13 protein-coding genes and 2 pseudogenes are annotated in these 12,732 nt (G+C 74.1%); 8 read left to right on the plus strand and 7 right to left on the minus strand.

Translation table 11 applies throughout. The features are described 5' to 3' along the window. Positions 1-32: 32 nt before the first annotated feature. The gene (locus ABD946_RS09365) at positions 33-590 is read right to left on the minus strand and encodes a hypothetical protein (protein WP_345281890.1); all 558 of its coding nucleotides are present in this window, start codon (positions 588-590) and stop codon (positions 33-35) included. 75 nt (positions 591-665) lie between these two features. Here ABD946_RS09365 and ABD946_RS09370 point away from each other — a divergent pair, with 75 nt between their 5' ends. The 6 genes from ABD946_RS09370 to ABD946_RS09395 all read left to right on the plus strand — a co-directional run bounded on the left by ABD946_RS09370 (position 666) and on the right by ABD946_RS09395 (position 5,407). Next, on the plus strand, positions 666-1,343 hold the full coding sequence (locus tag ABD946_RS09370) for a RibD family protein (protein ID WP_345281892.1): 678 nt from the start codon (positions 666-668) through the stop codon (positions 1,341-1,343). A gap of 86 nt (positions 1,344-1,429) precedes the next feature. Next, positions 1,430-2,260, plus strand: coding sequence for a sulfurtransferase (locus ABD946_RS09375; protein WP_345281893.1), 831 nt, complete (start codon positions 1,430-1,432; stop codon positions 2,258-2,260). Positions 2,261-2,451: 191 nt separating this feature from the next. Continuing rightward, positions 2,452-3,306 carry an SDR family NAD(P)-dependent oxidoreductase gene (locus ABD946_RS09380; protein WP_345281894.1) on the plus strand — a complete coding sequence of 285 codons (855 nt, stop codon included), beginning with the start codon at positions 2,452-2,454 and terminating at the stop codon, positions 3,304-3,306. Beyond that, positions 3,306-4,367, plus strand: a complete 1,062-nt coding sequence (locus ABD946_RS09385) for an S-adenosylmethionine:tRNA ribosyltransferase-isomerase (protein ID WP_345281896.1) — start codon at positions 3,306-3,308, stop codon at positions 4,365-4,367. The genes ABD946_RS09380 and ABD946_RS09385 overlap by 1 nt, the downstream gene beginning before the upstream one ends. 167 nt (positions 4,368-4,534) lie before the next feature. After that, positions 4,535-4,798, plus strand: a complete 264-nt coding sequence (locus ABD946_RS09390; RefSeq protein WP_345281898.1) for a hypothetical protein — start codon at positions 4,535-4,537, stop codon at positions 4,796-4,798. A gap of 222 nt (positions 4,799-5,020) precedes the next feature. Continuing rightward, the gene (locus ABD946_RS09395) at positions 5,021-5,407 is read left to right on the plus strand and encodes a VOC family protein (RefSeq protein WP_345281899.1); all 387 of its coding nucleotides are present in this window, start codon (positions 5,021-5,023) and stop codon (positions 5,405-5,407) included. Between the two features lie 62 nt (positions 5,408-5,469). On the opposite strand, the gene ABD946_RS09400 is transcribed toward ABD946_RS09395, so the two are convergent. The 6 genes and pseudogenes from ABD946_RS09400 to ABD946_RS09425 form a co-directional block, all read right to left on the minus strand. After that, on the minus strand, positions 5,470-8,415 hold the full coding sequence (locus ABD946_RS09400) for a polysaccharide lyase family 8 super-sandwich domain-containing protein (protein WP_345281901.1): 2,946 nt from the start codon (positions 8,413-8,415) through the stop codon (positions 5,470-5,472). Between the two features lie 174 nt (positions 8,416-8,589). Then, positions 8,590-8,976 carry a substrate-binding domain-containing protein gene (locus ABD946_RS09405; protein ID WP_345281903.1) on the minus strand — a complete coding sequence of 129 codons (387 nt, stop codon included), beginning with the start codon at positions 8,974-8,976 and terminating at the stop codon, positions 8,590-8,592. Beyond that, positions 8,891-9,619, minus strand: coding sequence for a LacI family DNA-binding transcriptional regulator (locus tag ABD946_RS09410; protein ID WP_345281905.1), 729 nt, complete (start codon positions 9,617-9,619; stop codon positions 8,891-8,893). The genes ABD946_RS09405 and ABD946_RS09410 overlap by 86 nt, the downstream gene beginning before the upstream one ends. Before the next feature lie 395 nt (positions 9,620-10,014). Then, complete coding sequence (locus ABD946_RS09415; protein ID WP_345281907.1) at positions 10,015-10,335, minus strand: DMT family transporter; 321 nt, start codon at positions 10,333-10,335, stop codon at positions 10,015-10,017. A 2-nt stretch (positions 10,336-10,337) separates the two neighbouring features. Then, the gene (locus ABD946_RS09420; protein WP_345281915.1) at positions 10,338-10,631 is read right to left on the minus strand and encodes a hypothetical protein; all 294 of its coding nucleotides are present in this window, start codon (positions 10,629-10,631) and stop codon (positions 10,338-10,340) included. A gap of 2 nt (positions 10,632-10,633) precedes the next feature. Continuing rightward, positions 10,634-11,005: pseudogene (locus ABD946_RS09425) on the minus strand (transcriptional regulator); the annotation flags it as partial. Positions 11,006-11,304: 299 nt separating this feature from the next. On the opposite strand from ABD946_RS09425, the pseudogene pyrR reads away from it, so the two are divergent. After that, positions 11,305-11,991 (plus strand): annotated as a pseudogene (gene pyrR / locus ABD946_RS09430) (bifunctional pyr operon transcriptional regulator/uracil phosphoribosyltransferase PyrR). 138 nt (positions 11,992-12,129) lie between these two features. After that, positions 12,130-12,555, plus strand: coding sequence for an amidohydrolase family protein (locus tag ABD946_RS09435; protein ID WP_345281909.1), 426 nt, complete (start codon positions 12,130-12,132; stop codon positions 12,553-12,555). Positions 12,556-12,732: the final 177 nt, after the last annotated feature.

Raw genomic sequence — 12,732 nt, forward strand, 5'->3', positions numbered from 1 at the left:
CGGTAACGGGGGGCAGCGCGCCGTGGCGGGGGTCAGCCGTGCATGACGCCGAGGTCGCGGGCCAGGGACTCCAGGCCGTAGCGGGTGACGTGGTCGGCGTTGGCGAGGTCGATGGTGCGGACGCCCTCGGCGGCGAGGCGTTCGTTGACCTCGTCGAGGTGCTGCTGGACGAGGTGCTTCTCGGCGTCGGTGGTGCGGCCCTTGTGGGGGCGGCCGGCGTGTTCGAGGCTCGCGTAGTTGACCCGCTCCTTGGCGGAGGAGGCCGGGGCCTGCTCCGGGACGGAACGGGTGGGGACGCGCTTGGCGCCGCGGAGGACCTCGGCCATCGGCGTGGCGACGGCCAGTCGGTCGAAGACGCCGGCCTCCATCACGACGGTCTCGGGCTCGTCGCTGCCCGGCCGGTGCAGCTCGACCGTCACCAGGTCGATGGCCAGCTCCGCCACCGAGGACAGCTCCTCCGCCAGCGCCTCGATCTCGACCGGGCCGTCCGCCAGGTCGGGGTGGTGGCGCACCACGATCCGCACCAAGGCGCCGTCGTCCTCGACGTGCTTGCCGGTCAGGTCCGAGAACCTGATGATCTTCTGGCCCATGGTGTGCCCCTGCCTGCCCCTCGTATGACGGATGATCAGCCGAGAGCCTACGCCCATGGAAGAACGGAGCCCGTGATGGCCGAGCGCCCCCACGTCCTGCTGAGCGTCGCGACGTCGATCGACGGATGCATCGACGACACCTCGCCGCAGCGGCTGATGCTGTCGAACGCGGCGGACTTCGACCGGGTGGACCAGGTGCGGGCGGAGTCGGACGCGATCCTGATCGGGGGCAACACCATCCGCACCGACAACCCCCGCCTGCTCGTCAACAGCGAGGAGCGCCGGGCCGCCCGGGTGGCGGCCGGGAAGCCCGCGTACCCGTTGAAGGTGGCGGTCACGGCGAGCGGGGAGCTGGACCGGGAGCTGAAGTTCTGGCACACCGGGGGCGGGAAGGTGGTCTACACGACGGATGCCGGGGCGGCGCGGCTGCGGGGGGAGCTGGAGGGGTTGGCCGAGGTGGTCGGGCTCGGCGGGACGGTGGACTTCGGGCGGATGCTCGACGACCTCGGGGCCCGTGGGGTGCGGCGGTTGATGGTGGAGGGCGGGGGCCGGATCCACACGCAGTTCCTCGCGGAGGGGCTCGCCGACGAGGTGCAGTGGGCGGTGGCGCCGCTGCTGGTGGGGGAGGCGGAGGCACCGCGGTTCGTGTACCCGGCGCGCTTCCCCGGCGGGAGCGCCCGGCGGCTGCGGCTGCTCGGGGTGAGCACGGTCGGCGACGTGGTGCTGCTGCGGTACGCACCGAAGGAGGGGTGAGGCGCGCGGGCGACGGGGAGTGGGCCAGAATCGGGGCGGTGGGCCGTGCGGCCCCCGCTCACGAACGGAACGTTAGGACGACGCCGATGACTTCGCTCCCGCTGCCCGGACCGCTGGTCGACGCGCACTGGCTCGCCGGGCACCTGGACCACCCGGACCTGGTGGTGCTGGACGTGCCGGTCGGCGAGCGGGTGGACGGGGTCCGGCCGATCCGCGGGGCCGGGGAGTTCGACCTGGAGGGGGCGCTCTCCGACCACACCGGCACGCTGCCGCACACCATGCCGTCGGTGGAGCAGTTCACGTCGGCAGTGCGGGAGTTGGGGGTCAACGACCGCTCGACGGTGGTGGTCTACGACGGTGTCGGCATCTACTCCAGTGCCCGGGCCTGGTGGATGTTCCGGGCGATGGGCTTCGACCGGGTCGCGGTGCTGGACGGCGGTCTGCCGGCCTGGGAGGCGGCGGAGCTGCCCCGGGGCGGCCGGACCGAGCCCGTCGTGCCGGGGGACTTCACCGCCGCACCGCGCCCGGGGCTGGTCGTGGACCGCACGGTGGTCGGCGCTGCCCTGGCCGACCCGGCGCGCGCGGTGCTGGACGCCCGGACCGCCGGGCGGTTCGCCGGGACGGCGCCGGAGCCCAGGGAGGGCCTGCGCGGCGGTCACATGCCGGGGGCGTTCAACCTGCCGTTCGGGAGTCTCCAGGACGGGGGCCGGATGCTGGCGGCGGCGGAACTGCGGGCGCGCTTCGAGGAGTTGGTGGGCGAGCGCGAGGACCTGGTGTTCAGCTGCGGCTCGGGGGTGACGGCGTGCGTGCTGGCGCTGGGCGCCGACCTGGCCGGGTACGACCGGCTGGCGGTGTACGACGGCTCGTGGAGCGAGTGGGGGCTGCTGCCCGAACTCCCGGTGGTGACGGGGGAGTGAGGTCGAGGCGGTGGGCGGTAGGCGGTGGGTGGCCGCAGGCGGCGGTGAGCCGTCGTGTCGGCCGGTGACGGGTCGGGCGGCCGGAGCCCTGGGGCCGGGGTCCTGCGCCTGCGGGAGTAGGCCCAAGGGACCGGGAGGGCTGAGTCCGGTGGCCGATCCACGGACGGCGTGCCCGGAGCCACAGTTGGGTCATGGACAACACTGCTCACGCCGCCGCCCCCACCACCGCCACCGCTCCCGCCTCTCCCCGCGTCGCCGTCGTCACCGGTGCGTCCAGGGGCCTCGGTCTGGAGCTCGCCCGGGCGCTCGCCGCGGACGGCTGGCAGCTGGTCATCACCGCCCGAGGTGAGAACGAACTCCTCGCGGTGGAACGGGAGCTGGCCGGACGGACCAAGGTGGTGGCGCTGGCCGGCTCGGTGGTGGACGACGACCACCGGGAGCGCCTCGCCGAGGCCGCCGCCGCGCTCGGTGGTGCCGAGCTGCTGGTCAACAACGCCTCGACGTTGACCGGCTACCCCCTGGAAGGGGCGCCGCTGCCGAAGCTCGCGGAGTTCCCGCTCCCCGGCCTGCTGGAGACCTTCGAGGTCAACGTGCTCGGGCCGATCGCCCTCACCCAGCTGCTCCTGCCCCAACTCCGGTCCCACCGCGGCTCGGTGCTCAACCTCTCCTCCGACGCGGCCGTCGAGGCCTACGCCGGTTGGGGCGGCTACGGCGCCAGCAAGGCCGCGCTCGACCACGCCTCCGCCGTCCTCGCGGAGGAGGAGCCCGAGCTGCGGGTCTGGGCGGTCGACCCGGGCGACATGCGCACCGTGATGCACCAGGAGGCCTTCCCCGGCGAGGACATCTCCGACCGGCCGCTGCCCGTGACCGTGGTCCCCGCCTTCCTCGCCCTGCTGGCCGGGCGCCCCGACTCCGGCCGCTACCGGGCCGGCGACTTCCACCCCGCCGACCCGCACGTCGGCGCCGACCCGCACGACGGTGCCGGAGCCGTTCAGGGCGAGGACGCACCGCTGACCGGATCCGCACCGACGACGGGAGAACACTGATGGCCACCGCCGTGGAGCCCGGACTCGACTTCACCGTCCCCGCAGAACTCTCCGCCCACGCACCGGCGGAGGCACGCGGGCTGCGCCGCGACGGCGTCCGGATGCTGGTCGGCCGCCGGGGTGCCCTGAGCACCGAGCACCGGGTGTTCGCCGACCTGCCCGAGGTGCTGGAGCCGGGTGACCTGCTGGTGGTCAACAACTCCGCCACGCTGCCCGCCGCCCTCCCCGGCCGGCTTCCCGACGGGACGCCCGTCACGCTGCACCTCTCCTCGGCCCGGCCGGACGCCCTGGGCGCCCACCTGGTCGAACTGCGGCGGCCGAGCGGCGCCGCCGCGGAGTACTTCCCGCCGCAACTCTCGCCCGCGCGGGCGGGGTTGACCGTCTCCCTGCCGGACGGCGGCAGCGCCGAGCTGACCGGCCCGTACACGCCGAGGCTCTGGTACGCCCGGCTCGCCCTGCCCGCGCCGCTGACCGGCTACCTGGCCGCCAACGGACGGGCCATCCGGTACGGCTACGTGGACCGGGACTGGCCGCTGAGCGCCTATCAGACGGTCTTCGCCAGTGAGCCGGGGAGCAGCGAAATGCCCAGCGCGGCCCGGCCGTTCACCGCGGAGACGGTGGCCCGGCTCGCAGCACGGGGCGTGCTGGTGGCGCCGGTCACCCTGCACACCGGGGTGGCCTCGCCGGAGGCGCACGAGCGGCCCTACCCCGAGTGGTACCGGGTCCCGGCCGCGACCGCCCGGCTGGCCGGGCACGTCCGGGAGCACGGCGGCCGGGTGATCGCGGTCGGCACCACCGCCGTGCGGGCGCTGGAGTCCGCCACGGCGGCGGACGGCACCGTGCGGGCGGCGGAGGGCTGGACCGAGCTGGTGGTCACCCCCGATCGGGGCGTCCGCACGGTGGACGGCCTGCTCACCGGCTGGCACGAGCCGCGCGCCTCGCACCTCGACCTGCTGGCGGCGGTGGCCGCCCGCCCGCTGCTGGAACGGTGCTACGCCGAGGCGCTCGAAGGCCGGTACCTGTGGCACGAGTTCGGGGACGTGAACCTGCTGCTGCCGTGAGCGGCGCCCCAGGCGTGCGGGCGTGCGGGCGTGCGGGTGTGTGGGTGTGCGGGCCGGGGGCGGCGGTGGTGAGCGCGCCGTTCCGGCCCGCCGGTCGGCGGCGGTCGGTAGGGTGGCGGTACGACGCCGGGTCAACGGGCCCGGTCACCCGACGAGGACCCGGGCCAGTGACCCACCCGTACACCCACCCGTACGCCCTGCGCATCGCCAAGACCGTCGCCGCCGTGGTCGGCGGCCTCTCCGGCCCTGCCCGTCAGGAACTCCACCAGGCCCTGCTGCGGGCCCAGGCCCAGCCCTACTGCTGGCCCCTGGCGGACCGGTACGACCTCGACGACACCGTGCGGGTCGTCACCACGCCGCACGCCATCGTGCACTACGCGGTCGTCCCCGCCTCGCCGCACCTGTGGGTCTTCGCGATCACCGTCCTGTAGGCGGGCGGTGGTCGGCGGTGGTCCTTGCCACCACCGGCGGTGGTGGTTAAGGTCGTTCGTGTGACTACCGGGTCGGCCTTGGGCCATTCACGAGTGGGTTACCCGGCCTCGGCGTGAGCCCGAGGCGGGTGAGAGCCCCGCCCCTGCTCCGTTCTCCTTGCTTCCGGCGCCTTCGATCGGCGCACCTTCCAACGGATCCCGAGAGCGGAGACCACACCACTGATGACGCACGTCCAGCTCAACCACACGGCCGTCTACGCGAGCGACCGGCAGCGGTCGGCCGAATTCCTCGCCGCAGTCATGGGGTTGGAGGTCGGCAACCCGTTCGGGCCCTTCCTCCCCGTGGACCTCGGCAACGGCGTGAGGCTCGACTACTACGAGAAGCGCGACGAACCCGTGCAGGGCCAGCACTACGCCTTCCTCGTCCCCGACGAGGAGTTCGACGGCATGATCGACCGCCTGCGGGCGGCGGGGGTCACCTACTACGCCAACCCGGACCACACCGACCCAGGCCGCGAGAACGGCTGGTTCGGCGGCCGCGGCGTCTACTTCGCCGACCCCGACGGGCACAACATGGAGCTGATGACCCGGCCGTACGTCCGCCCGTAGCAGCTCACGAGAGGGCGGGTCGCCGGTCCGGCGGCCCGCCGCTCCCGCTTCCTGACGGCGGGTCAGGAGCTGATCACCTCCAGGACGGGGTGGAAGGCGGCGTGGCCTCGGGCGTCGAGGTTGACCGCGAGGCCGACGGCGGCGAGGGGCTGCCAGATGGCCAGGGTGAGGGCGGGCCGGCCCGCGGTGACGGCGGCGGTCACGTCCAGCGGGATCCAGTCGGGGGTGGTGGATGTCCGCCCGGTGCCCAGGGCCTGGGCGAGGGCGGGGGCGTTGGCCCAGGTGACGGCGGTCTCGGTCCAGGGCGTGGTGGCGGTGGCGAAGGCCTGGAGGGTGGTGAGGGTGCCGCCGGAGTCGGCGACCGCTCCGTGGACCCAGAGGACGGCGCGCCGGACGGTGCCGGGGACGGCGGTGGTGTCGAAGCCGAACAGGGCGCGGCGACCGTAGCCGCTGTCGGTGGTGTCGGTGTTCTTGACCGTCAGGGTGGTCGCGGCGCCGTAGTTGGTGGTGGCGTAGGAGCCGTCGCGGACGTAGCTGTCCTGGGTGGGGGCGAGCACGGTCGCGGTGGCCGTCTCCGGGCTGCCCGCGGTGCTGGAGAGGGTGATCGTGCGTCCGGCGCCCTGGGTGCCGCCGAGTTCCACCAGGAGGGTCACGGTGCCCTCCGTGGAGAGCACGTTGACGCCCGGGACGGGGGTGGTCGGACGCCCGGTGCCGGTCAGGGTGACCGTCACGGTGGCGGACTGGCGGGACGGGTCGGCGACGGTGACCGTTCGGGTGCCGCCGGCGTCCCGGACCAGGACCGAGCACGGGGCGGAGGCGGTGATCGGGCCCGCCGTCCCGGCGGCGAAGAAGTTGGCGGCGGTGACGCCCGAGGCGGAGTCGGCGACCGCCTGCACGGTGCGGGAGTTGGCGAGGGTCGTGACGGTGGGGGAGGCGGCTCGGGCCGCGGTCGCGGCGGGGGTCGCGCCGGGCATCAGCTGGTATTCGTAGGAGGCGTCGGTGGGGTCGGTGCCGTGGTCGAACCAGAGGGTCAGGTAGCGGCGGGTCAGCTGCTCGGTGGATCCGTTGGTGTTGATGTCGTGCCAACTGCCGGTGCGGGCCTCGCGCTTGGCCTGGAGGGAGGTGCCGGCGGGGAGCACGTAGCCGCCGAAGCCGGAGACGGTGACGGCCCGGGCGCCCGCGAACTGCTGGGACCAGCCGAGGGTGGCGGGCTGGGCGGTGCCGTCGACGGTGAGGGTGTGGGTGCCGGTGGGACCGAGGTTGCGGTTGTCCAGGACGGTCTCCACCCGGGTGCCGTCGGTGCAGCCGATGCCCGCTCCCAGGCAGACGACCGAATCGTCCAGCAGGAACCAGGACTTGCGGCCGGTGAGGGTGGAGGAGAGGCCGCGCAGGTCCTGGCCGACGGCGGCGTAGGTGCCGTCGGTGGCGCCGCCGGCCCAGGTGGAGGCCGGGCGGGGAGCGCCCCAGGTGCCGCCGGCGGCGTCGGCCAGCGGCTTCGTGGAGACGGTGGTGCCGGGCAGGCGGTAGGGGTCGACGGTGGGCCAGAAGGCGTCCGAGTACTGGCCGTTGCCGAAGGTGGCGCCCCACCAGGAGAGCATGCCGTTGTTGCTGTGCCAGCCGCGCAGGTGCTCGCCGTTGCCGGTCTCGTAGAAGGTGGTCCGGGCCGAGCAGAGGCTGAGCGAGGCGGCCCAGCCGGGGCGGCGGACGACGGCGCGGTCCATCGCGAAGACGCGGGCGCCGAGCGGCTCGGGGGCGGTGGGGGTGGCGGCCTCGGTGGTGCTCAGGAGGGCCTGGGCGCGGGCGAGTTCGGGAACGTCGAGGTAGCCGTTGGAGAGGTAGGGGAGGTAGTACTCCCGGGTGAGCCAGCCCTTCACGGCGGAACGCCAGGCGGCCGACTGGGCGGCCGGGGCGGCGCCGGAGTCGGCGAGCCGCAGGATGTGGCCGATCAGGGTGTGGCCCCGGGTGTGGTCGTCCTGCTGGAGCTGGAACTGGTCACCGCTCTGGCGGCCCCGGCTGACGGCCCGTCCGCTGACGGAGTCCATCACCAGGCCGTTGTAGAGGAAGGGCGCGTAGGCGTTGGCCACGGAGTCGAAGACGGTCTGGCGGGAGGGGTCGGAGACCTGCCAGGCGGAGCCGGCCAGCAGGGCGAACAGCTTGCTGAGGCCGCCGAGCAGGACCTCGCCGTAGGAGCCGGTGTACGGGACCCAGGTGTGCTGGACGAACGAGCCGTCGGCGTACAGGCCGTCGCCGGTCAGCACGTACGGGAAGACGGGGGAGAGGGCGGTGGTGGCGGTGGCCAGCTTGGCGGAGGAGCGGCCGAGGAGGCCCCGCAGGGAGAGGACGCGGCAGAGGTCGACCCGGTTGGCGCCGGTGCTGGTGCCGGTGTAGCTCGCCACCCGGGAGTCGGGGACCTGGCGGTCCACGGCCGAGAGCAGGGCGGTGAGCTGGGTGGGTGTCAGGCGTTCGTGGACCAGGACGCAGACGTCGAGCAGCGCCTGCGGGGTGCCGATCTGCCAGTCCCACCAGTTGCCGTAGGCGGTGGCGGTGGGGGTGTAGCCGCCGGGGGTGGTGTTGAGGTGGTCCAGGCCGGTGGTGATCGCGGTGGCCAGCGCCTGGTCGCCGGAGAGGCCGGTGCCGGGCTGGGCCCAGGCCAGGGCCATGGTGCGCAGACGGGTGTGGGAGGCGGTGACGTTGGCCGAGTTGCTGCCGAGCGGGAGGTCCGGCCAGAGGGAGGTGGAGGTGGGGGCGATGGCCTGGAGCTGGGCGCGGGCCCGGTCGCCGAGGGCGGTGAGGGTGGTGGCGTAGGGGGCGGCGGCCGGGTCGAAGCCGGTGCCGGTCAGCAGGTCGCGCCAGCGCAGGCGGAGGGAGTCGTAGGCGTCGGTGGCCGCGAGGGCCTGGTGGGCGGGGACCAGGCTGGATGCGGCACCGAGGGCACCGAGGGCGGCGAGTTGGAGCAGGCGGCGGCGGGAGAGCAGAGCGGCGCGGGGGGTCAGGGGTTCGGTGGGCACGGGTGACGTCCTCCGGGGCGGTGGGGGCCGGGGCGGGACGACGGTAAGCGCTTTCCCGAAGGGGCGTCAATGGTCTGGGCAGGACGGGCCGAAGCCCTGGTGGGCGGGATGGTAAGCGCTTTCCCGTGCGGGCCCGGACGCTCCGTGTCCCTACCTCGGCTCGGAGTCGTTCCCTCAGCGGCGGGGAGCGCCCGTGGTGGCGCGCAGCACCACCTGGACCGGCGCGTCGAAACTGCCGACCGTGTCCGCCGGAGAGCGGAGCGCCAGCCGCACCGCCTCGGCGCCCATCAGCGTCAGCGGTATCCGGACGGTGCTCAGCGGCAGGCTGAGGTCCTCCGCCAGCGGTATGTCGTCGAACCCCGCCAGCGAGATCTCCTCGGGCACCCGCACCCCGCGCTCCCGGAGGGCGGCCAGGGCACCCACGGCGCAGACGTCCGCCAGCGCCAGCACCGCCGTCGGGACCTCGCCCCGCGCATTACTCCTCAGGAGGGAGGCCATCGCGCGGCGGCCGCCCTCGCGGGTGAACTCGGACTCCAGTACGGCGGACCCGGGCAGGGCCACCCCGGCCTCGGCCAGCGCTTCCCGGACCCCGGCCAGCCGCTCGCCCGGCACCCCGGAGCCGGCTCGGCCCGGTGATCACCGCGAAGTCCCGGTGCCCGAGGGCGAGCAGAGCCCGCGTCAGCTCGGCGGCGCCGGTCCGGTTGGCCGGGCGGACGGTGTGGTACTCCGGCCCGTGGTCCGTGACGGCGGCCACCGACCCGCCGCCGGCCCGGTACTCCGCGAGCGCCGAATCCAGCCGGGCCGCGGCCTCCGGGTCGGTGTAGCCGGACCCGGCCAGCACGATGGCCTGCACCCGCTGGGCGTGCAGCATCCGCACCCCGCGGAGCTCGGCGGCCGGGTCGCCGTCGGTGTTGACCACCAGCGGCATCAGGCCCGCCGCCACCACGGCGTCGCAGGCACCACGGGCCAGGGCGGCGAAGTACGGGTCGGAGACGTCGTGCAGCAGGATGCCCACGGTGGCGGTGGTCGCGCGGGCCAGGGCCTGGGCCGGGGCGTTCGGCAGGTACCCGAGTGCGGCCGCGGTGTCCCGCACCCGCCCGGCCAGGCCGGAACCGACCTTGCGGGTGGAGCCGTTGAGCACCCTGGAGGCGGTGGCCAGGGAGACCCCGGCCTCCCGTGCCACATCGCCCAGCGTCACGCCCATGTCCGCGGCTCCCGTTCGGCAGGTTCAGGGCCGTCAGGGTACCGGTTGGGCGGCGGTGGCCGGAGCGGGGTGCCGGTCGGAGGAGACCGCTGTCCGGCCGGGACGGGGGAGGCCCACGCGAGCCGCCCACCCCCGTGGTCGCTCGCGTGGGCCGTCCGGGACGCGGGAGGTGGAGGCGGACCCGCTTGAGGACCGGGGTGCCGCGGCCTCCCGTGTCCCGGCCGCACCACCCATCCAAGCGCTCCGCCAGTGTGGGGAGCACTGGACTCCCGCACGAGACGGCGGGCCCCGCGTCGGGTGATCCGCCAGTCGGCGGGCCCCGGGCACGTCGTGGTCCGACCCGTGGTGGGCGGGCCCGTGGTGGGCGGGCCGGTGGTGGGCCGACCCGAGATGGGTCAACCCGAGGTGCCCAGGCGGACGGTGACCAGTCCGGCGGTGACCAGGGCCAGGCCGACGACCTGAGTGACGGAGAGCCGTTCGCCGCCCAGCAGTGCCCCGGTCAGCACCGCGCCGACGGTGCCGATCCCGGTGAAGACCGCGTAGGCGGGGCCGGCCGGGAGGTCGCGGACGGCGCGCCCGAGGAGGTAGACGGCGGCGAGCATGAGGGCGAGGCAGAGCAGGGTCTGCGGGAGCCGGGTGAACCCCTCGGTGGGTTTGATGCTGCGGGACCAGGCGATCTCGACGGCCCCGGCCAGCAGCAGCCAGATCCACGGCACGGTCAACCCTCCTTCGCCAGCGTGCGGTCGGCCGAGGTCGTGGCGGGCACGGTGGCGAGCTCCGTGCCGAGTTCCACGGCCCGGGCGAGGGCTGCGGCGGCGGAGTCGAGGTGCTGCGGCAGGCGGCCGGCGAGGCCGGGGTCGCTGAGGGAGTTGACCAGTTCGGCGCTGATCACCTCGGCGTCCTCGACGCCGTAGTGGCCGTGGAAGAAGTCGAGCAGGTACCGGCCTTGGTGGTCGAAGGGCTCGCGGGGAGTGCCGGGCCCGTACGCGCCGCCGCGCGCCGAGAGGACCACGAAGACAGCACCTTCCCGTTGTAGTCGCCGCGCTGGCTCTGGATGGTGGCCGCGTAGCGCTGCACGGCCGGCCTTCTCGGACGGCACACCTGAGTCAGTCTCTCCAGGTCGAGCACCAGGACGCGGCGGGCGGCTCGGCCGCGCCGCCGGGGGTGCCGCCGGGCAGCAGCTCCTGGACCGGCACGCCGTAGAACTCCGCCAGCTCCGCGAGGCGCTGCACCGTGACCGCGCGGTCGGCCGCGCTCGTACGAGCCGACCACCACGGCCTTCCAGCGCCCCTGGGACTTCTCCTCGACGCCGTGCAGGGGAGCCCCTGCTGAGTGCGGATTCGCCGCAGCTTTGGCCCCGAGCTGCTTCGCGTAGTCGCTGGACATTGGTCTCCCCGGACGAGATTGCTTCGCGTTGAGGTGAGCACGAGCGGGCTGGTGGTTCAGGCTGCCGGACCCGGCTGCGTTACCGGTGGGTTCGGCGGCGGGTCTCGTAACTCACTGTGAGGTTACGTAGAGTGAGGTAGTTGCGTCAAGCCGAATGGTGCACTCGTGCGATTGGCCCCTGACCAGGCAGACATGATCCCCCTGTTAGGATGGCGGCGGCTTCCGGCGCAGCCCGGGGGTCGTTCCACAGACATCCTTTAACGCCCGTCCTGTGAGGCGGGAAGGAGGTCGGCTTCGGCATGACCACACGCACTGACTCAGCGCGTCCACCGCACCAGGTGCTGGACGCCACCGATGTGACCCGGGTGATCACCCGGATCGCGCACGAGATCGTCGAGCGCGCCAAGGGCGCGGAGGACTGTCGTGCTGCTACGGCATCCACACCCGCGGGTGCACCTCGCCCGGCCGCCTGCAGCCAAGCTGGCCCAGATCACCGGCCGCGAGATACCCATGGGCACCCTGGACATCACGATGTACCAGGAGACCTGCGGCTGAAGCCCGCCCGGGCCGCCGAGCACACCGAGATCCCGGCCGACGGGATCGAGGGCAAGCGGTCATCTGGTCGACGACGTCCTCTTCTCGGCGCACCATCCGCGCGCGCTCGACGCGCTGAGCGACATCGGCCGCCCGCGCGCCGTCCAGCTCGCGGTGCTGGTCGACCCGTGGCCACCGCGAACTGCCGATCCCGTGCCGACTACGTGGCAGAACCTGCCGACCTCGCTGCGCGAGGCGGTCCAGTCCGGCTCGCCGACGTGGACGGCCGGGACGCCGTGCTGGTCGGGGACCGGGCGACTACGCGCGCCCGTTCCTCGCAGGCCTTCGCCTCCGAGCCCTCCGGGGATAGGCGGCCGGGCGTGCTCCGTGCCTCGCCCTCGCCGTGCTGGCCTCGTACCCCCGTACCGAAGACCCCCGGAGCACAGTCATGACCACGTACCTGATCCGCAACGCCAGATCCTGGGCGGCGCCCCGCAGCGACCTCCTCTCTCGCCGAGGGCGTCATCCAGCAGATCGGCACCGACCTGGACGCCACCGCCGACGTCGAGATCTGACGCCCGCGGCTGCTGGTGCTGCCCGGCCTGGTGGACCTGCACACCCACCTGGCGCAGCCCGGCAAGGATGAGGCCGAGACCGTCCTGACGGGCACTCAGGCCGCCGCCATGGGCGGCTTCACCGCCGTGCACGCGATGGCCAACACCACCCCGACCGCCGACACCGCCGAGGTGGTCGAGCAGGTCCACCGCCTGGCCCTGGAGGCCGGCTACTGCGACGTGCACCCGTCGTGCGCCGTCACCGTCCGGCCTGGAGGGCAAGGAGGCGGCCGACTGGGACGGCATGCACCGCTCGCTCGCCAGCCGTCCGGGTCTTGCCTCGACGACGGCAAGTGCGTAGAGACGTACGCCGTGATGATTGCGCGCCCACGCCGCGCTGGAGTACGCCAGACGCATCGACGGCGTGTAGTCGCCAGCACGCCCAGGAGCCCCGCCGCCTGACTCGAGGGCGCCAGATGAACGAGGGACACCGTCTCGCCGATGCTCGGCATGCCACGGCTGGCCGCCGTCGTCGTTTCGAGAGGCGCGTCATCGCCCGCGACGTCGCGCTGGACCGCCGTCGACGCGGCGGCCGGCTGCACGTCTGCCACACTCTCGACCAGGGTTCGGTGGAGATCG

The sequence above is a fragment of the Kitasatospora albolonga genome, assembly GCF_039535905.1.
In the GTDB taxonomy this organism is placed as follows: Bacteria; Actinomycetota; Actinomycetes; order Streptomycetales; family Streptomycetaceae; genus Kitasatospora; species Kitasatospora albolonga.